The organism is Pseudomonadota bacterium, from assembly GCA_034189865.1.
Classification (GTDB): domain Bacteria; phylum Pseudomonadota; class Gammaproteobacteria; order UBA5335; family UBA5335; genus JAXHTV01.
This window is the reverse complement of record JAXHTV010000002.1, coordinates 134,823-153,483: the sequence shown is the minus strand read 5'-3', so window position 1 is coordinate 153,483 and position 18,661 is coordinate 134,823. Positions and strand designations below refer to the sequence as shown.

Here is an 18,661-nt window from a genome sequence, read left to right as displayed (position 1 = left end):
GTTTCGATACGTAGGTCGCCCGCCAAGGGGGCTATTCAGCCGCTCGAACTGAGGGATGTATCCTACCCGTCGTGGGTTCAAGCGATTTTTGCATGCGATAACGTTCTATCTGAACACCATGCCGCATTGGATATTCCGTAGTCACGGGGCGAAATCCGAAGCGTTCGAACAGGGGTTTGGAAATGCGGCTGGCATGTGTGGTCAACAGCGTAGCTCCTGTTGCGATGGCCTTGGCTTCAAGTATGCCGTAAAGCATGGAGGCCAGTCCCGTTCGCGCGTACTCGCAATGGGTATAGAGCAGGGCGACGTGATCGAAGGGATATAATTGTGCAAGCGCCACTGGATGATCGTCCTGGGTGATAACCCAGGTATCTCCCTTCTCCAATTGGTCACCAAATGTGTCGATATCATCGGTAAAGCGCGCCCAGGCCGCCAACTGTTCTGGAGGGTAGGCGGTTTTGCCCGTCACCAGGATGGCATCGCGAACCATCGCCGCCAAAAACGCCACATCCTCACCGCGATATAGCCGGACGGATCGCGTGTCGCGTTGTTGGCCGCTCGGGCAGCCTTCGGAGTTCATCGGTTGCGGTTCTGACAGGCATCGCGAATTTCAATCACGGCCCGTGGACTCAGCACGCCCGGTAGGTGTGTTAGCAGGCATTCGTTGTAGGCCCGCCGTTTCGGGGGGACGTTCTGACCGGAACCGTAGTTTTCGCGACAGGCTTGGATGATGAGTTGCGACGCCAAGTCCAGTTTCGCATCCGCCAAGTGTTGAAGTACGCATTCATCATAGCCCTGGCGAGGGTCTGCGCTGGCCGGTGATATGACGCCGCCAAGTAGCGTGGTGGCAGTCAAAAACATACCGATCCACATGATAGGACGTCTGGACCCGAATAGCGGCGGCGATTCTTTTTGATGGCCGTTGCGAGCGTATGTGTTGTTAAGGTGACAGCGCGTCGATGTCCCCGGCATCCTTTAGCTCCGATTCAACAATTTCACTATATTAGAAGATTGATCGGCGCCGAGTCAGATGTTTTTGTCGCACGTTGATTCCTGGCTGACGGAAAGGCAGCAGTTTGCGGTGTATTTGTCGCGCGTGTTTTAACTCATCCACTGATTAAACGATCCCGTAGTCGATACCGGTCGGTCAAGTCTTAGTATTTGATAATCCAATGAACAGCGATATTTTTTGGCCGGGTTTCCTGGGCATTTCCTGTTTCCGAGGTTTGTCCGCGAGAGGGCGGTAAACCGGAACCTCGCAGCTCATAGTCCTCCACTTCGCCACTGATGCCGCTCGCGGCGATGCTTCTTTGCGCCGACAGTCGTGACGATGTGCGCGCTTTTGTGGGGCTGAGAACCAAGTGAGCGTGCTCAATGAGCGCATCGGGTTGATACGAGCCGAGTTCACGTCCGTCGGTCCGGCCACGCAGAAACATGCCTCTCAAATCGGGGAGGTTCTCGCCCACTAGGGCCTGCAATTCCGAGTAACCGGGTGGGAGTGCACGGCCGTCGCAGAGTAACCAGCCGAAAGGGATCTCGTCGCCGAAGAATGCCACTACGGTACCCACCGGTACCGCGAGTTCTCCGTTTTGCCGTGCCTCCAGGTGGATCAAACGGCGTTCGATTTCGGCTATCCGACCTTGCGGAACCGTTACCAGCGTGTCATCGGCAATCGCGGTTGGCACTGAGGTGAGCAGTAAGAATAGAAAGGCGATGAGGTTTAAGACATTTCGCATCCGCAAACTCCTTTCGCGTCGAATAAGCTTTCTTGTTTGATTTCCTTGAAGGCCGAAGCCTACAAAACCGGCGAAAAGGGCGCCAGGCAGATGCGGTTCTCGACGACCGGTAGCACCGTGGCGCATGCCTAACTCGGGCTGAGCTCTCGCAGTCTTTGATGCCTGAAGCAACTAATGAGGTGGTCGTTCACCACCCCTGCAGCCTGCAGAAACGCATAACATATGGTGCTGCCCACGAAGCTGAATCCCTTCGACTTGAGTGCCTTGCTTAGCTCATCGGACAAGGGCGTGGTAGTCGGTATTTCGCTCAGTGAACGCCAATGGTTGTGAGTGACTCGTCCGTCCGTAAATGACCACACAAAATCGTCGAAGCCGCCCAGTGCTTCCTGAACCCTTAGAAATGCCCGGGCGTTTTTGACAGCCGCTCGTATTTTGGCTCGATTGCGAATAATAGCGGGATTTTGGCGGGCCGCTTCTAGCTGAGCTTCCGTCATCCTTGCTACCTGCTCGGGATCGAAGTTGTGGAACACATCGCGAAAGGCTGCGCGTTTGTGAAGTACCGTTCGCCAGGACAGCCCGGCCTGAAAACCGTCGAGCAGGATCAACTCAAACCATTTGCGATCGTCATGAACCGGCACACCCCATTCTTCGTCGTGATAGCGCAGCATCAGGGGGTCGTTTCCCAACCACCCGCAACGTGGTAATACGTTCTCATTCATCATCGCTCCCTGGCTGTCCGGTTCCGACAAGCGGGTCTTTCCGCAGGTGGCCTGATTCCGATCTCGCACCATTGTCCGGCGATCGCCGGTAAAAGTCAGCAGGGCAAGAACTGCCCGGACAGAACAAACGGTATCGTCATCCGGGCTGTGATCGACATCGGTTTTGGCCCAACGTCGGCTTCGCCGTGTTGCCGTTGGGACGATCACGACCCGTGGTTCTGCCGCCGGTTGCCCGATTGCGCTAGAATATCGGGCCCTTGCGAGGTATCACCATGTCGTCCACCCAGCAGCTCTTCGACTACCCGGCCTACTGGGCCGAGTGTTTCGGTCCGGCACCGTTTCTGCCCATGAGTCGGCAGGAGATGGACGCGCTCGGTTGGGATAGCTGCGATGTCATTCTGGTGACCGGCGATGCGTATGTCGACCACCCCAGTTTTGGCATGGCGGTGATCGGCCGAGTATTGGAGGCACAAGGATTTCGGGTCGGAATCATCGCTCAGCCCGATTGGCATTCCAAAGATGCTTTTGCCGTGTTGGGTCGGCCAAACCTGTTTTACGGGGTGACGGCGGGCAACATGGATTCCATGATCAATCGCTACACGGCGGATCGGAAAATTCGCACCGATGATGCCTACACTCCGGATGGCGTCGGTGGCGCCCGGCCGGATCGCTGCAGCATCGTCTACGCGCAGCGTTGCCGCGAAGCCTTTGGCGATGTGCCCATTATCCTGGGAGGGATCGAGGCGTCCTTAAGACGGATCGCTCATTATGACTACTGGCAGGACAAAGTCCGCCGCTCCATTTTGGTGGACGCCAAGGCCGACATGGTCTTATACGGCAACGCCGAGCGTGCCATTGTGGAGATTGCTCACCGTTTGGCGCGGGGTGAGTCAATCGCACAGATAACCGATGTTCGCGGCACGGTGATGATTCGCCAGGATACCCCGGATGACTGGTTCGAAGTCGATTCAACGGCCATTGATACGCCGGGCAAGGTGGAGGCGCGTATCAGTCCGTACGTCAATGTGCGTTTTGCGTCCCAGTGTTCGCCCCCCGGTGTCGGCGAGATCGAAGCGACCACTCCAGACGAAACGGCGGAACAGGGTGCCCGAAAGCACCGGATGCCAGCCAGGGGTCGCACCGTGATCCGTCTGCCGGCGTACGGGCAAGTGAAGGCTGATCCTATTCTCTACGCCCATGCCAACCGGGTGCTTCACTTGGAAACCAACCCCGGTAACGCCCGCGCCTTGGTTCAGCGCCACGGCAATCGGGACATCTGGCTGAATCCACCACCCATCCCGCTCTCCACGGAGGAGATGGATTACGTGTTCGATCGGCCCTATGCGCGAGCTCCCCATCCGTCATACGGAAACGCGCGTATCCCCGCTTGGGAGATGATTCGCTTCTCCGTGAACATCATGCGGGGCTGTTTTGGCGGCTGTACTTTCTGCTCGATTACCGAGCATGAGGGGCGCGTGATTCAAAATCGCTCCAAGGAGAGCATTCTTGCCGAGATCGAAACCATTCGTGATCGGGTCCCGGGGTTCACGGGGGTGATTTCGGACTTGGGCGGCCCCACCGCCAATATGTATCGTCTGGCCTGCAAGTCGCGCGAAATCGAAGCCGCTTGTCGCAAACCATCGTGCGTTTTCCCCGGCATCTGCCCCAATCTCAATACCGATCACAGCGCTTTGATCGAGCTCTATCGAGAGGCGCGCGCTTTGCCGGGTGTAAAAAAAGTGCTGATCGCATCGGGTTTACGTTATGACTTGGCCGTACAGTCGCCCGAGTATGTCGAGGAACTGGTCACTCACCATGTGGGGGGATATCTCAAGATTGCGCCGGAGCATACCGAGCCGGGGCCGCTGTCAAAAATGATGAAGCCGGGGATTGGGACCTACGATCGTTTCAAAACCCTGTTTGATCATTTCTCAAAAAAGGCGGGTAAGGAGCAATATCTGATTCCCTATTTCATCGCGGCCCACCCAGGCACCACGGACGAGGATATGGTCAATTTGGCCTTATGGTTGAAACGCCATGGCTTCCGCGCGGATCAGGTGCAAGCTTTTTATCCCTCGCCCATGGCCACCGCCACGGCCATGTATCATTCGGGCACTAACCCCTTGCACAAGATTCGACGGCGCGGGGGGGAGACCGTCGATGTGGTCAAGGGGGGGCGCCAGCGCCGGTTGCACAAGGCCTTCTTGCGCTATCACGATCCGGACAACTGGCCCTTGTTGCGTGAGGCGTTACGTAAAATGGGGCGCGCAGATCTGATCGGAAACGGCAAGCATCAGCTCATACCGGCGTGGCAACCGTCGTCTTCCCGAGGTAAAGGCACCGCGAGTGGCCGGCATACCGTCGCAGCCCCGAAGAATCGTCGTAAACCCGGTCCGGGCACGGTTTTGACTCAACACACCGGCTTGCCTCCCCGATCGGAGGGACAACGTGCCCGGCCCAAGCGCACGACGCGACGGACCCGTCGCAGTCACTGAGTTGCGCCGTGGCAGGATCGCTGGCCTTGATTCATGTCAGAACCGCTGATAGGACGTCGCGTCATACTTTTATATAAAGAAAACCTGAGTTGTCGAGAGAGGAAAGCATGACACTCGAAAAACATGATTTGTTGCACGAATTTCCCGAGCACCGCGAAATCATCCATGAGTTGAAGGTCAAAGACTCTCATTTCGCCAAACTATTCGACGCGTATCACAATCTGGATCATGAAGTGCATCGAATCGAAGTGGGGGCCGAAGCGACCTCGGATGAATATCTGGAAAATCGCAAGAAAGAACGGCTTCGCCTCAAGGACGAGTTGTACCACCTGATTAAAACTGAAATCGGCTGAGGACGGGATTGGTTGTTCGCTTGGCGTTGGGTGAACAACGTTTGAGGGCATGAGAACAGACGAGCGGGCTTGACTGTCGGTCGGTTCAAGATTGGCGACGGTTTCATCACGATGTTGAACACATTTGAGATCGCTTCTCATGGCTCAACAAAGCAGCGTTTTAACTTATGCCGTTCGCGGTCGGGTCGTTCTAAAGTATTCGGGCCAGTTGGCATTCATGCTGGCTTTGATAACCACTGTGCCGTTGGCCGTTGCGGTCATGGACGCATCTTGGCCCGCAGCGCAGCGCTATGCGGTGTTGTGCGCTGCTTTGTTAGTCGGTGGCCGTATCCTGGCGGGCCTCCGCGTACCGCCGTCGATCCAGACCAATGAAGCACTCACCGTAACCGCGATCGCGTTCCTCATCGCCCCTTTACTCATGTCTTGGCCCATGACGGCCGCGGGTATTCCTTTTTTGGATGCGTGGTTCGAGGCCGTTTCCGGTGCGACCACCACCGGCTTGTCCACGCTCGCCAGCATCGAAAATCGAAGTGTCACTTTTTTGTTCTCGCGGGCCTGGATGCAATGGTACGGCGGTTTGGGAATCGTCATTTTGTCCGTTGCTTTGCTCATGGGGCATCACGCCGCCGCGCGTCGACTGGCGGACCCGGTTGAAAGCGGCGATACGTTGGTCGCCACGGCGCGGACGCACGCACGACGCAGTTTGATCATCTATCTGGTGTTGACGGCACTGGGTTTACTTGTGGTTTGGCCGTTGGCCGGTGACGGTTTCCATGCACTCGTACATGTGTTGGCGGCCGTATCGACCGGGGGCTTTTCCAGTTTCGATGACGGATTGTCCGAGCTCGGATCGTCGGCTGCCATTGCAGTGACCGCGATCTCGTTTCTAAGCGCGGTGTCGTTGCCCTTGTATTGGGGCGTGACGCACGCGGGGCGAGGTAAGGCGGTGAGCACCTTTTTCGGTGATGTGGAGTTTCGGGCTTTGGTCTTGAGCTGTTTCGCGGTGGCGGGATGCCTCACGCTGTTGGCGTGGCGTCACGACATTGCACTGCCTTGGTACCACGGTTTCATGATGGGGGTTTCGGCTCAGACGACAACCGGTTTTGCCACGCTACCCGTCGCCGATCTGGATGCCACGTCTAAGGTGGTGATGATTGTCTCGATGTTGGTCGGTGGAAGCGTTGGTTCATCCGCCGGTGGGTTCAAGCTTCTGCGGTTGTTGATTTTTCTGCGCATGTTGCAACTGACTATGCGTCGCTTGGCCATGCCGCCACATGCAGTGGCCGAGCCTCATTTATCCGGACAAAAACTCGATACCGACGACCTGCTGCGGGCGTTGCAGCTCATCGTGCTGTATGTCGGTGTGGTGGTGTTCTCGTGGGCGGTGTTTGTCGCTTTCGGTTACGATCCGTTGGATGCGTTGTTCGAGGTTGCTTCGGCCTGCGGAACGGTGGGTTTAAGTACCGGCATTACCCGCCCGGAGTTAGAGGCGCCGCTCAAGGCTGTTCTGTGTTTCGATATGTTGGCCGGTCGACTCGAAATCATCGCGCTGTTGCTCGTGTTGTATCCGCGTAATTGGTTCGGGCGACGGGGAGAGTTGTCATGAGAGCCGTATTTATTGGCGCGGGTGATCTTACGGTCATGACGGCGCGCGAACTTCTCAAATCCGGTTTGGAAGTAATCATTATCGAGACCGATAAAGAGCGGATCGATGAGTTGAGCGCCGAGTTGGACGCGGGCTATATCCACGGGGACGGAAGCAAACCGGCCATTCTGCGAGAGGCCGACCCGCTCGCGACGGATTTTCTGTTTTGCTTATCGGGTAGCGATCAGTACAACATCATTGCCAGTCTGGTGGGGCGTTCGCTGGGTTGCAAACGCATCGTGACGCGGATTGAAGATCCGTCTTACGAACATATTTGCATTGAGCTGGGGCTTGAGGATGTCATCGTTCCCGATTTCACCATCGCCCGCTATTTGATGGATTTGTGCGCGGGCCAAAATCCGCTGGAAATCTCGGCGATGATCAAAGGGGATGCTCGTGTTTTTTCTTTTGTGGTTAAAGAGGAGGATCAAGGTCCGCTGGTCGATCTGGATTTGCCCGATGGCAGCAGGCTGATGTTCTTCTATCGCCATGACGAGCTGATGCTTCCTGAGAAAAATCAGGTTCTGCGGGCCGATGACGAAGTTGTCATTATCGCCCACAGCAAGGTACTGCCGATTTTAAAAGAACGCTGGAATCATCAGATTTCGTCCGATCAAACGACGTAAAACACCGCGCGTTTCTCTAAGCTCATATCGGAGTCGCCCCGTCGGGCGGCGGTTCGTCCGGGCTGCTGGACGTATGCGTCAAACCGCTTCGAATATGGAGATCCCGTTGCGGGAATGGGATTTCGATACCGTATTTGTGGAGCGCGGTTTCTAGTTCCCATGTGTAGGCTGCGGCCACGGCGGCGGGTCGTTTGACCGCGTCAGGCGTTAGCCAAACAACCAATTCGAAATCCAAACTGCTGTCGCCGAAACCGGTCAGCCACACTTGCGGCTGGCGCCGCGTGTCGCTGCTCCGCAGGGTATGGGGTGTGGCCGCTGCGGCTTCCAATGCGGCCTTTTTGACCACATCTTTATCGCTGCCGTAAGCGACGCCGAAGGGTACATGCACCCTTCGAAAAGCTTCCCGCATGGTCCAGTTGGTTACCCGGCCGCTCACGAATTCCGAGTTGGGTACGACAATATCGACGTTGTCATTGGTGGTCACGACGGTGCTGCGCATATTGAGCTCGCGGACTTCACCGCTCACGCCCGACTGGAGCTCGATAAAGTCACCGACTTTCAGACTGCGCTCGAACATTAAGATGATGCCGGAGACGAAATTGTTGATGAGATTCTGTAACCCGAAGCCGATACCCACGGACAGGGCGGTGGCGATCAGTGCGAGCTTGGTGACGTCGATGCCCAAAGACGACAGCGCAATCATGCCGCCGACGAACAAGATCAAGTAGTGCAGCACACGACTGAGTGTGAACACCGCACTGCTGCTGGAACCGTCCCGTCGTTGAGCAAGTTTCATGATGCCGGCACGAACCGCTCGCGACGCCAACCAGGCGATCACCAAGACGATTAGGAATCGCAGTAGACCCAAGCTGGTGACCGGTGTTTCGCTGATTTCGAACAGAGGGGTGGTGAGATACCGTCGTCCCTGTTCCCAAAGATCGTTGAGGGTGAGCGCGGCCCTGCCCAGGGCTTTGGAGGTGCCGCCCAAGTTTTGCAACAGGCGCTCTTCGTAGACTTGAGCCAGAAATTCCAGATCCCGCAGATGTCGTTGAGACTCCAAGATTTGGTCTTCGGTGGCCTGAGCCAATCCGATTCGATCGCGGGCGAGCTTTTTTAACGCCGGCGTCGCGTCGTCGGCGGTGGCCAGCTGGGTGTCACTGATCGCCAGCTCGCTTTTCGTTATTGCCTGCCAGTATTTGAGTTTGGTCTTGCTGTTCTCGATTAAGGTCTCTGTCGCACTCGCTGCTTCTGCTAGCGCGGTGGTGCTCTGCTCACTGTCGGTTGCCAGTCGGTGCAGCAGTTGTTGGAGTCGAATCGTCTGATCCACGAGGTCGATTTCGTTACGTTCAACCTGCAGTTTGACGATTTGTTGCGACTCCAAACGCGCTTGTGATTTCTGAGTGTCCGTCTTTTCGGGATTCTGTAGTAATGCGGTGTGTGTTTCGGTTAGCGCTATGGCGTTACGCCGACGCTCACGTTCCAAGGCCTGCAAACGGTTTTCCAACGCCGCGGTATCCAGGGCGGAAAAACTGATGGTTGCCACGGCGTTATCCAAAGCGGTGCGGTTGGCCGCAATGCCCTCGTTTAGAAGTTGTATGGTGCGCTGCTCGTTGCGAATGGCCCGTTCGACGATCGCCAGTTGGATGCGGTCCCGTATCCACTCCAGTGCAATGCCACTACGCTCGCGATCATCCGGGTCGGTGGCCAGGTAGGACAGCTTGAGGGAGGCCACGCTTTTTTCCATATCGCGTTGGGTGCTTTGCAATTCTTCCAGCGTGTCTTCGTGAAATTGCAAAATGGCCTTGGTTTCGTTCTGCTGGCGCTTCATCGCCAGAAGCTCGTCGAGGGTGGGTTCGCTCGATGCAGTGACCACCTGCGCCACGGTCACTTGCGGTGTTTTTTCGAGACTGAGCTGATAAGCCTGTAATGCCAACTCGATTTCTTTGACAAGCGGGCCGTGCGGATCGGTCGGCAGCGCCTGGAGTGTCACCAGCAGCTCATCGGCCCGTTTCGACAGCAACTCGCCGGCTTGTTCAAAATAGCGCCACCAGTCGGTGGGCATGTCATTGAACACCGGCGCCTCGGCTGGTGGCGGCTGGGGTTCGGAGTCAATGGCAATGGCGGATCCGATGTTCCAGAGCAGGGTCGTGATAATGAGAAGGCGCGGTAACCGTCGTTTCATCATTTAATTTATAGCCAGTTCTTGCGCCGGAAGATCGTCAGCAGGATAACCACCACCGCAGCCATGACACCCAGCAGTACAAAGTAGCCGTTCCGGGCATGCAGTTCCGGGATGTATTCGAAATTCATACCGTACAGTCCGGCCATAAAACTCAAAGGGACGAAAATCGCGGTGATGATGGTAAGAATTTTCATCACTTGGTTCATGCGATGAGAGGCCAGAGACAAATAGCCTTCGATCATATCAGCGGCCAACTCGTCGTATAGCCGTGCCAAGCTGTGCGCACGTTCTGTTTGTTCATAGACGTCGGTTAATTCGTGGGTATAGCGGCTAAGGCGCGCGTCGCCATCGTCCGATTTCATCTCTTGGAAGATATGCGTTTGGTAGAGCAGGATACGCATCAGTTTTTTTAGATTGGCGCGGTGAGAGCGCAACTCCAATAACAACTCGTCGGTCGGATTGTCAGTCATGTCCTCTTCGATGGACTCCAGGCGCATTTCGAGATTAAAGAGAATGGCCAGGTAACGGTCGATGATTAGACGGGATATCTTGGCCGCCAACTGCATGGCGTTGCGAAATTCCGGCGCGGTGTGATCCCGGCAGTTCTTCCATAGGGTGTCAATGGATGTCGATCTGCCCGTATGGCGGGTCACCAGGAAACGTTCGCCGACAAATAGGGCAATTTGTATGGTGGCAAAATCGATACTGTCGGTGTTTGTATTGAGGCCTTTGAGTAACACGAAAAGATGGTCGTCAAAATCCTCCAACTTGGGCGGGTGACGTTCGCGCTGAGCGTCCTGGATGGCCAGCGGATGAATCCCGAAGTATTCCGTCAGCTGTTTAGCCTCGCCTTCCGAACGAATCTCATCCAGATCCACCCAGATCAGCCACTCGGGCTGTTCTTTCCAGCGTTGAACCGAACTCCAGTTACCTTCTGTGGTCTCGCCGGTTTTCGGGTTTATTAACAACGTTCGAATCACGGTTGGCTCCGGACAGTCGAATTGATCAGTTCGCGCAACGCCGTTGAGTCGACGCTGTGTTGTTAGATTACACAACTCACCAGCGTGCTGCAGAACGTCGCGGCTTGGATTACAGCGGCCGTTTGCGCGCCTGGGGGGCGCATCTGCGGGAGTTGATGTTGCAGCTTCTCACCCGATTACGGAAACTACCCGTTTGATACGTTAACTCGATTGGATCGTCACGATGGATATCACACCGCTAGAAGCACTTGATCGTTTGCGCCAGGGTAATCGCCGATTCGTTTCCGGTACCCCGATCAGCCATGTTTTGGCGAGTTCGTCGCGTCGCGCCGAGCTGGTCGAAGGCCAAGCGCCGTTTGCGGTGATTTTAGGTTGCTCTGACTCTCGCGTCCCGGCCGAAATCGTGTTTGACCAAGGGGTGGGAGACCTGTTCGTGATCCGGGTTGCGGGCAATGTCGTGGCACCATCGCAGGTGGGAAGTGTGGAGTTCGCGGCCGATCGTTTTGGTACGCCGCTCGTCGTGGTCCTGGGACACTCACAATGTGGTGCCGTCACCGCCACATTGGAAGAGCTGGAAAGGCCGACGGAGGCCAGATCACCCAATCTGCGATCCATCGTCGACCGAATTCGACCATCGGTCGAATCTCTCCTGGAAACCGAACTGCGTGATCAGCCCGATGCGCTGCTTTGCAAGGCCGTTCGGGCGAACATCCGGGCGTCTGCGAACCACTTGAGGCACGGTTCGCAGATTCTTGAACAGATGATTCAAAACAATCGGCTGATGGTCGTGGGCGCAGAATATTCTCTGGAGACCGGAGAGGTGGATTTCTTCGACGGCGTCTGAAAAATCGAGCTACCGTAACCGATTAGTCCCGGCTCGGCTGTCTACCGCCCGATCGCCGTTAAAAACCCGGGCCGACGATTGTCGGACCGGGGTTTTCAAGCGGCTGGTGCCGGTTCGTGAACCTGACGACACCGTTTTAGCTTATCTTAGAAGACAAACAAGAGGCCGACGTCCAGATTGTGGGAAGCCCAGTCGAAGTCGACGGTGGTGCCCAGCTCATCCTCGAACTCAGCGTCGCTGGTTGCCTGATAGCGGTATGCACCCGTGATCATCAGGTTGGGGGATACTTCGAACATCAAGCCGGCGGTCAGCTGGTAAGCGAACTCGGTGGAGTCATCGTCGATGACGTCAACCGAACCCAGGTCGACGTCGGCGTTAATCTGTGCCGCGCCGATACCGGCTCCGACAAACGGTTTGACCGGGCTACCCAAGTCGAAATCATAGTAGGCGTTGGCCATGACACCCCACTGGGAGACGTCGCCGCCCAGCTCATCGAGTTCCACGGCGCCGATGTTGCCGCCGTCAATGTCACTGCTGCGGTAGAACAATTCGCCTTCCACGCGAACGCCAGCGGCCGTTCCCGTGCCTAGAACTGCAGCCAGGCCAAAATTGGTGTCGTACTCCGATTCGATGGTGCCGTTACCTTCGAACGCCCAATCCGAATCGTCTGCCCAAACAATGCTGCCTTTGGCGCCGACATAGGGGCCCTCAATAGCCCACGCACCGGGTGCCGCAACACAGGTGGCAATCGCCATACCAGCAATAAATTTACGCTCCATCTTTTCCTGCTCCTTCTCTCTCGTTGCGCGAATCGCGCTTTGATTTCAGCCAAGTGAGGGACAAAGTTCACCTGACATTTAAAATTGATCCGTTAGTGGCTGATAAATTATAGGAAAACGAATTGATACACAATAGGGCCGATCAACAGGAAATCCGAACGTAGGTGTCTCGGTGTTCGAGGGAGTGGGGCGGTCGTTTCGGGGTGTAGAGGTGGATCGTACGTTGAATGAATTATGAATTAGGATACTCTTTTGCAACCAGTTAGCAACTTGCTCGCTGTGATGTGTCCATTCTTATGGTTGAACTTAAGCGAAGGACCCAGCAAGGTAACTGAACACGCAAAAGAATTTTGGAGGAGATTACATGCGTATCGGGGCTGTGATCATTGGCGACGAGCTGTTGAGCGGCCGACGGACCGACCAGCACATGGCCCATACTATCGAAGCGTTGGGCAAGCGCGGGTTGGAACTGACCTGGTGCCGGATCGTGGGTGACTCCCCGGATGTACTCACTCAGACTTTTCGTGAAACGCTGGGTACGGGTGGCTTGGTGTTCAGCTTTGGGGGTATTGGCGCTACACCGGATGATCAAACCCGTCAGTGTGTTGCCCAAGCGGCGGGGGTACCGCTGGTCCGTCACCCCGAGGCCGCGGCGATTTTGGAAGAAAAGTTTGGTGATAAAGCCTACCCGCAACGGATATTGATGGCCGATTTTCCGGCGGGATCGGAAATTGTGCCCAATCCTTTCAACCAGGTTCCGGGGTTTTCCTTACGTCACCACTATTTTTTTCCGGGCTTTCCGCAGATGGCATGGCCCATGTTGGAGTGGGTGCTGGATGAGCGCTATGTCCATTTGCATCAGGCGGAGCATAAGGTGCAGCGCTTGGTTCGTGTCTACGGTGTGCCGGAAAGTGAAATGGTGCCGCTCATGGAGGCACTCATCGCCGCACACCCGGCAGTTAAGCTGTCCAGTCTGCCCCATATCGGCGGCGATAAATCCCATATCGAATTCGGCTTGCGCGGCGTACCGGCAGCTGCCGATGCGGCCCTGGAAGCATTCAAACTTGCCATGGAAAAAACCGGGCTTAAATGGGAAATGGCGTCGCAATGAGAGAATGAACGAAGCGGGCTTCCCACCCCTCCAGCCTAACGGGATGGAGGGGGCCGTCCTGTTCCGAGTCGTTTCGATAGGGCACTCGCCGCTCCGGAGATGAATCACATGCCGACCCACATGCAGAGATCCGAAGACCGTATTACCTTGGTGACCGGCGGTAACCGTGGCCTGGGTTTTGAGACCTGTCGTCAGCTGGCCAATCTGGGCTTGAGGGTGATACTGACGGCGAGGGATGGACAGCAGGGCGAGCAAGCGGCGGCCGAACTGAGTCAACAAACGGGCGCGGAGGTGGTGAGCACCGAATTGGACGTCACCGATCCGGCCAGCGTCAAATCGTGTGTGGATCGCTTGCAAGAGACGGTCGGTCGTGTGGATGTCTTGGTGAACAACGCCGGAATCATGCCGGACCGTGGTGGATTTGACGAGCAACGCAGAGGTGCCAGTGTCTTTAATGCGCGTATCGAAACCCTGGAGTTGGCCATGGCAACCCACGTGTATGGTCCGCTCCGTCTCATTCAGGCCTGCGTGCCGTTAATGCGGGCACGAGGCTATGGCCGCATCGTGAATGTTTCCTCTACCCTCGGCCAGTTATCCAGCATGACCGGTGGTTGGCCGGGGTATCGCGTATCCAAGGCCGCCTTGAATGCGCTCACCCTCATCGTTGCCGCGGAAGTGGCCGATTCCAATATCCTGGTGAATTCCGTTTGCCCCGGCTGGACCCGGACCCATCTGGGAGGTCCTAAGGCGCCGCGCGATGTCGCCGAGGGCGCCGATACCATCGTATGGCTGGCGACCCTGCCGGACGACGGCCCTCGCGGGGGATTTTTTCAGGACCGCCAGCCCATTCCCTGGTGAGTTTTTTGGAGATTCGGTGCTATCGCGCAGCGGTCTGGACGGGCAGATCTTCGGCCGGAACGGATAAAGGGGGCGCCCAACGACCGAACCCGAACTCGGCAATCCAGAAATCGTCTTCGCTCAAGCCCGCTTTTCTTATGGCGGCGCGCAGTTTTCGGGGGGCTTCGTGTTGTCCGTCTTCACCCAGCCGGAAAGTGCTGTGGTGGACCGCCAGCGATGTCTTGGCCTGAAGGATCTGGTGGGCTTCGACGGCTTCGTCCGGTGATATGTGAACCGGCTTCATAAACCATCGTGGACGAAAGGCGCCGATGGGAAGTAGTGCCAGGCGCATCGCCCCGAAGCGTTCTCGGGTCATCGCAAAGTGGGGGCCTAATCCCGTGTCGCCGGCGAAATAGATTGGGCCGCCGGGAGCTTCCACCACATAGCCCAGCCAAAGCGTACGATTTCGATCCACCAGGCTGCGCGAGGACCAATGTTGTACCGGCACACCTGTTACGTTCATCTGGTCGCCCAGGGCTTTGGTTTGCCACCAGTCCAATTCCTCGACGTTTTCGATCCCCGCGCCTTCTAGGGTGGCGGCGTTGCCCAAACCCACCAGAATAAGCGGTTGGTCTCGGTCGGAGAGCCTTCTCAAGGTGGGAAGATCCATATGGTCGTAATGGCTATGACTGATCAGCACCAAATCAATAGGCGGCAGATCCTCAAAACGAATGCCGGGCGGATGGTATCGCTTGGGACCGATGAAACCGAACGGGCTGGCGCGTTCCGACCAGATGGGGTCCGTGAGGATGTTCATTCCCTGGGTTTGGAGCAGTACCGTCGAGTGGTTTACGTGGGTCACGCGCAAGTCGACGCCATCGATCCGCTCGGCCGGAGGCGATCCGATGGGGGCGTCGGTCACCGCCTCCCAACTGCCGGCTTCGCGCCGGAGCATCCAATCGAGGTAGTCGTCGAAAGAGCGCTGGATCGGCTGCAGATTATGGAAGCGATAACCGTCAAAATGTGCGCTGATCGGTCCCATGTGGGCAGATCCGCTGAGGGCGAAAGTGCCCAGCAGCAGAAGACTCACAATAACCAAAAAAAAGCCGATGCGCATAAGGGTTTTCCTTCACTTCGTAATCATGGGGGTATTGTAGGCGCTTAAGTAGCCGGACCCATTTTGCACAACACGCAGCGTAAGTTAACCTTTGTACGCTTTCCAGTCACCGTGCCGATCATCATCCAATTTGTCCTTCAATTATGGTAGTTAACCGAAGCGAATCTGGCCGATTACTGCGCATTGCAACCGTGAGTGCGGTCGCTGTGGCGTTTACCCTGTTTCTGGTCAAACTCATTGCCTGGCTGGCGACGGATTCTCTCAGCTTGATGGCCAGCATGGTGGATTCCCTGGCGGATGGTTTTGCCTCCCTGATAAACCTGCTGGCCGTTTCCTATGCTCTTATGCCAGCGGATCGGGAGCACCGTTTCGGGCATGGTAAGGCCGAATCTCTTGCCGGCTTGGTTCAGTCGGCTTTTATGGCCGGCGCGGCGCTGTTCCTGGCCTTATCCGCGGTGGATCGTTTGATTAATCCGCAACCCTTGGAACGGACGGGGTGGGGGATTGCCGTCATGCTGTTTGCCATGGCCTTGACCTGGGCATTGGTCATGGTCCAGCGGCGGGCGGTAGAACAAACCGGATCGGTTGCGGTGGAGGCCGACTCGGTACATTACCTGTCCGATTTCCTCACCAATGGAGGGGTGATTCTGTCCTTGCTGTCCAGCCGTTATCTGGGTTGGCAAATCGTCGATCCCCTGTGTGCGTTCGGGGTGACGGTTTATCTCGGTTTTAGTGCTTTCCGGATCGGTGGCGTAGCCTTAAATAGCTTGTTGGATCGTGAGTTTGATGACCCGGAGCGCGAGCGGATTTTGAATATTGCGCGCAAGAACGAACGGGTATTGGATGTTCACGACCTACGTACCCGCCGGTCGGGGCCGGATGCGTTCATTCAGTTACATCTGGAGATGGAAGATGCGTTGCCCCTGGTAGAGGCGCATGCCATCGGTGAGGCGGTGAGACTGGAAATTCTGCGCGAGTTTCCCGAGGCCGAAGTAATCATCCACCAAGACCCCATCAGCACCGTATCCCCCCAGGACAGAGCCCATTAATCCCGTGTTCGGCTGCCGTAAGCTTCCCCGTTAAGTGGACAACCCAACAGTAGAAGCGATTGGCTGACGAGCAAAGGACAGTCGGAAATTTATTGACCGTCTTATTGATAAGCCGAATAATTCACGCGCCTTTGGAATGGGTTTCTCAAAGGGGCTCTGAACCCCGCTTTCTCCAGGAGTATGTGATGAAACTAAAACTGCTGTGTCTGGCTGGTTTGCTGGCCTTGGCGCCAATGACCTCCCAAGCCGCCATGATCGAAATGGATTCTGCTGAGCTGGCCCAGACCGCCGGCCAGTTTAACTTAAATCTCTGGAAACTCTTTGACCTCGGCAAGCCCGGTGCCGGCATCGTACTGCCCGGCAAAGGCCCCTTCGTGATTCCTCCTGGTCAGAACCCGTTCTATGGTGCCCCGGGCCAGAGCCTACTTTTCCGGTTTATCGTTCATCACAAAGGACTTTGATCCGCCGGGATCCAGAAATCCGGAATCGGGCGAATGGGCGGCGGGAACGCTTGTGGTTCCCGCTTCGCATATCAGCCGGTTTATCCACGGCGGCTTGAATGATTTCGCGATTGATGCCGGATCATCGTGGACTCATGTCCGTCCACCCGCGCTACCACCGAAGCGCATGAACGCCAGAAGTCAGTTGTGCCTGGAGATGGGGATGCGTAGTCCCTGGCGGAGGCGTATGCCATCGGTGAGACGGGAAATTCTGCGCGAGTTTCCCGAGGCCGAAGTAATTATCCATCAAGATCCCATCAGCACCGTATCTCCCCAGGGCAGGGCTCGTTAATCCCATGTTGGGCCGGTTCCGCGGCGTCTGACAGGAACAGCATTTGATTCCGCCCCTGAATACTGTATAAATATACAGTATGCTTGAATTGACCCCCCGACAACGTGAAATCCTGGCGTGGATTCGATCGCATATCGAAGCGACCGGCGCGCCGCCAACGCGTGCAGAAATTGCCCGCAAATTTAATTTCCGCTCCGCCAATGCGGCCGAGCAACACCTGCGTGCTTTAGCCCGCAAGGGGGCCATTGAACTTCAAGCGGGCACCTCCCGAGGCATTCGCTTAACGGCTCAAGGCTCCCATTCTTTCGGAGGCGTGCCATTGGTGGGGCGGGTTGCGGCGGGTGAGCCGATTTTGGCTGAGCAGCACATCGAAGAACACTACCAACTGGATCAGGCACTGTTTCGGCCCCGGCCCGATTACCTGTTAAAGGTTCACGGCATGAGCATGCGGGATGCCGGAATTTGGGATGGTGATCTGGTGGCCGTGCATATCCGGCCGCAGGCGGACAACGGCCAGATTGTGGTCGCCCGGATTGATGACGAAGTCACGGTCAAGCGTTTCCGGCGTGAGGGTGATCGGGTTTGGTTGCTGCCGGAGAACCCCGATTTTTCTCCTATTCAAGTGGATTTGACGCAGCAACCTTTGGTGTTGGAAGGCTGTGTCGTCGGCATCATCCGGCAGGTTGCGCCATGAAACACCCCGAGTTGGAACAGCTGTTGACTCACCCGCAGCTATGGCGGGCGCAACAAGCACCATCGAGCGCTGCTGTCATCAGCGGTTTTCCCGATTTGGATGCGGCTTTGCCCGGTGGCGGATGGCCGCAAGGTGCACTGACGGAAATCTTGGTTGCCCGTGAGGGTTTGGGGGAGCTCAGTTTATTGATGCCGGCCTTGGCCCAGCTGAGTCACAGTGGCCGCTGGCTGGCCTGGGTATCGCCGCCTTACATTCCCTATGCCCCGGCACTGGCCGCCGCCCAGGTGGATATCTCGCGCATTTTGTTGGTTCGGCCGCGGGCTGTTCAGGAGGCGTTATGGGCTTTGGCTCAGACCATGGCCGCTGGAACATGCGGCGCGGTGTTGGCTTGGCCTTCGCAATGTACTTTTCAGGATCTTAGGCGTCTGCAATTGGCGGCCGAACAAGGCAATTGCATGGCCATTTTGTTCCGTCCTCCCGAAACTGCCCGGGAGTCCTCGCCGGCGGCATTGCGGGTATTGGTGCGACGAGAGCCAGCAGGCCTGGAATTACATCTACTCAAGCGTCGGGGGGGCAGTCAAACCCGCGTGCGTTTGAATGCACCTAAGGATTCGGTTCAGCGGGCTGGCGGCGAGTCCTGGGAGAATATGAAGCAAGCCAGTCTTTTCCCCGAATCAACCTACTGATCGTTCGCCGGCATGG

Annotated in this window: 18 protein-coding genes and 1 pseudogene; 11 read left to right on the top strand and 8 right to left on the bottom strand. The window is 56.6% G+C overall.

What is annotated here, in order from left to right; all coding sequences use genetic code 11:
- Window positions 1-31: 31 nt before the first annotated feature.
- The 4 genes from SVU69_01770 to SVU69_01755 all read right to left on the bottom strand — a co-directional run bounded on the left by SVU69_01770 (window position 32) and on the right by SVU69_01755 (window position 2,662).
- Entirely contained in the window at window positions 32-580 is a 549-nt protein-coding gene (locus SVU69_01770; protein MDY6941724.1) for a GNAT family N-acetyltransferase, read from the bottom strand.
- The gene (locus SVU69_01765) at window positions 577-861 is read right to left on the bottom strand and encodes a VF_A0006 family four-cysteine protein (GenBank protein MDY6941723.1); all 285 of its coding nucleotides are present in this window, start codon (window positions 859-861) and stop codon (window positions 577-579) included. Before SVU69_01765 ends, SVU69_01770 begins: the two co-directional genes overlap by 4 nt.
- Before the next feature lie 293 nt (window positions 862-1,154).
- Window positions 1,155-1,736, bottom strand: coding sequence for a phage tail protein (locus SVU69_01760; protein ID MDY6941722.1), 582 nt, complete (start codon window positions 1,734-1,736; stop codon window positions 1,155-1,157).
- 128 nt (window positions 1,737-1,864) lie between these two features.
- Window positions 1,865-2,662: a DNA-3-methyladenine glycosylase I gene (locus SVU69_01755; GenBank protein MDY6941721.1), complete on the bottom strand. Its 798-nt coding sequence runs from the start codon at window positions 2,660-2,662 to the stop codon at window positions 1,865-1,867.
- Window positions 2,663-2,727: 65 nt separating this feature from the next.
- On the opposite strand from SVU69_01755, the pseudogene SVU69_01750 reads away from it, so the two are divergent.
- From SVU69_01750 to SVU69_01735, 4 genes and pseudogenes are all read left to right on the top strand, one after another.
- Window positions 2,728-4,890, top strand: a pseudogene (locus SVU69_01750) (YgiQ family radical SAM protein).
- Between the two features lie 167 nt (window positions 4,891-5,057).
- Window positions 5,058-5,303: a YdcH family protein gene (locus SVU69_01745; protein ID MDY6941720.1), complete on the top strand. Its 246-nt coding sequence runs from the start codon at window positions 5,058-5,060 to the stop codon at window positions 5,301-5,303.
- A 139-nt stretch (window positions 5,304-5,442) separates the two neighbouring features.
- The gene (locus tag SVU69_01740; protein MDY6941719.1) at window positions 5,443-6,909 is read left to right on the top strand and encodes a potassium transporter TrkG; all 1,467 of its coding nucleotides are present in this window, start codon (window positions 5,443-5,445) and stop codon (window positions 6,907-6,909) included.
- The gene (locus SVU69_01735) at window positions 6,906-7,574 is read left to right on the top strand and encodes a TrkA family potassium uptake protein (GenBank protein ID MDY6941718.1); all 669 of its coding nucleotides are present in this window, start codon (window positions 6,906-6,908) and stop codon (window positions 7,572-7,574) included. Before SVU69_01740 ends, SVU69_01735 begins: the two co-directional genes overlap by 4 nt.
- A 22-nt stretch (window positions 7,575-7,596) precedes the next feature.
- Here SVU69_01735 and SVU69_01730 read toward each other — a convergent pair whose 3' ends face one another.
- Both SVU69_01730 and corA read right to left on the bottom strand, forming a co-directional pair.
- Window positions 7,597-9,759, bottom strand: a complete 2,163-nt coding sequence (locus SVU69_01730) for a mechanosensitive ion channel (GenBank protein ID MDY6941717.1) — start codon at window positions 9,757-9,759, stop codon at window positions 7,597-7,599.
- 5 nt (window positions 9,760-9,764) lie between these two features.
- Complete coding sequence (corA, locus tag SVU69_01725) at window positions 9,765-10,736, bottom strand: magnesium/cobalt transporter CorA (protein ID MDY6941716.1); 972 nt, start codon at window positions 10,734-10,736, stop codon at window positions 9,765-9,767.
- Window positions 10,737-10,959: 223 nt separating this feature from the next.
- On the opposite strand from corA, the gene SVU69_01720 reads away from it, so the two are divergent.
- On the top strand, window positions 10,960-11,580 hold the full coding sequence (locus SVU69_01720) for a carbonic anhydrase (GenBank protein MDY6941715.1): 621 nt from the start codon (window positions 10,960-10,962) through the stop codon (window positions 11,578-11,580).
- A 146-nt stretch (window positions 11,581-11,726) separates the two neighbouring features.
- Here the strand turns inward: SVU69_01720 and SVU69_01715 are convergent, their stop codons facing one another.
- A complete protein-coding gene (locus tag SVU69_01715) occupies window positions 11,727-12,359 on the bottom strand; it encodes an outer membrane beta-barrel protein (GenBank protein MDY6941714.1) in 633 nt (210 codons plus the stop codon).
- A 364-nt stretch (window positions 12,360-12,723) separates the two neighbouring features.
- Here SVU69_01715 and SVU69_01710 point away from each other — a divergent pair, with 364 nt between their 5' ends.
- Together SVU69_01710 and SVU69_01705 are read left to right on the top strand one after the other, a co-directional pair.
- On the top strand, window positions 12,724-13,470 hold the full coding sequence (locus SVU69_01710; protein ID MDY6941713.1) for a molybdopterin-binding protein: 747 nt from the start codon (window positions 12,724-12,726) through the stop codon (window positions 13,468-13,470).
- A 108-nt stretch (window positions 13,471-13,578) separates the two neighbouring features.
- Window positions 13,579-14,328: an SDR family oxidoreductase gene (locus SVU69_01705; GenBank protein ID MDY6941712.1), complete on the top strand. Its 750-nt coding sequence runs from the start codon at window positions 13,579-13,581 to the stop codon at window positions 14,326-14,328.
- Between the two features lie 19 nt (window positions 14,329-14,347).
- Here SVU69_01705 and SVU69_01700 read toward each other — a convergent pair whose 3' ends face one another.
- The gene (locus SVU69_01700) at window positions 14,348-15,424 is read right to left on the bottom strand and encodes an MBL fold metallo-hydrolase (GenBank protein ID MDY6941711.1); all 1,077 of its coding nucleotides are present in this window, start codon (window positions 15,422-15,424) and stop codon (window positions 14,348-14,350) included.
- A 143-nt stretch (window positions 15,425-15,567) separates the two neighbouring features.
- Between SVU69_01700 and SVU69_01695 the strand changes: the two genes are divergently transcribed.
- The 4 genes from SVU69_01695 (at window position 15,568) to imuA (ending at window position 18,645) form a co-directional block, all read left to right on the top strand.
- A complete protein-coding gene (locus SVU69_01695; protein MDY6941710.1) occupies window positions 15,568-16,473 on the top strand; it encodes a cation diffusion facilitator family transporter in 906 nt (301 codons plus the stop codon).
- A gap of 185 nt (window positions 16,474-16,658) precedes the next feature.
- Window positions 16,659-16,934, top strand: coding sequence for a hypothetical protein (locus SVU69_01690; protein MDY6941709.1), 276 nt, complete (start codon window positions 16,659-16,661; stop codon window positions 16,932-16,934).
- 410 nt (window positions 16,935-17,344) lie between these two features.
- On the top strand, window positions 17,345-17,959 hold the full coding sequence (gene lexA, locus SVU69_01685) for a transcriptional repressor LexA (GenBank protein ID MDY6941708.1): 615 nt from the start codon (window positions 17,345-17,347) through the stop codon (window positions 17,957-17,959).
- The gene (imuA, locus tag SVU69_01680; protein ID MDY6941707.1) at window positions 17,956-18,645 is read left to right on the top strand and encodes a translesion DNA synthesis-associated protein ImuA; all 690 of its coding nucleotides are present in this window, start codon (window positions 17,956-17,958) and stop codon (window positions 18,643-18,645) included. Before lexA ends, imuA begins: the two co-directional genes overlap by 4 nt.
- The last annotated feature ends 16 nt before the right edge of the window (window positions 18,646-18,661 follow it).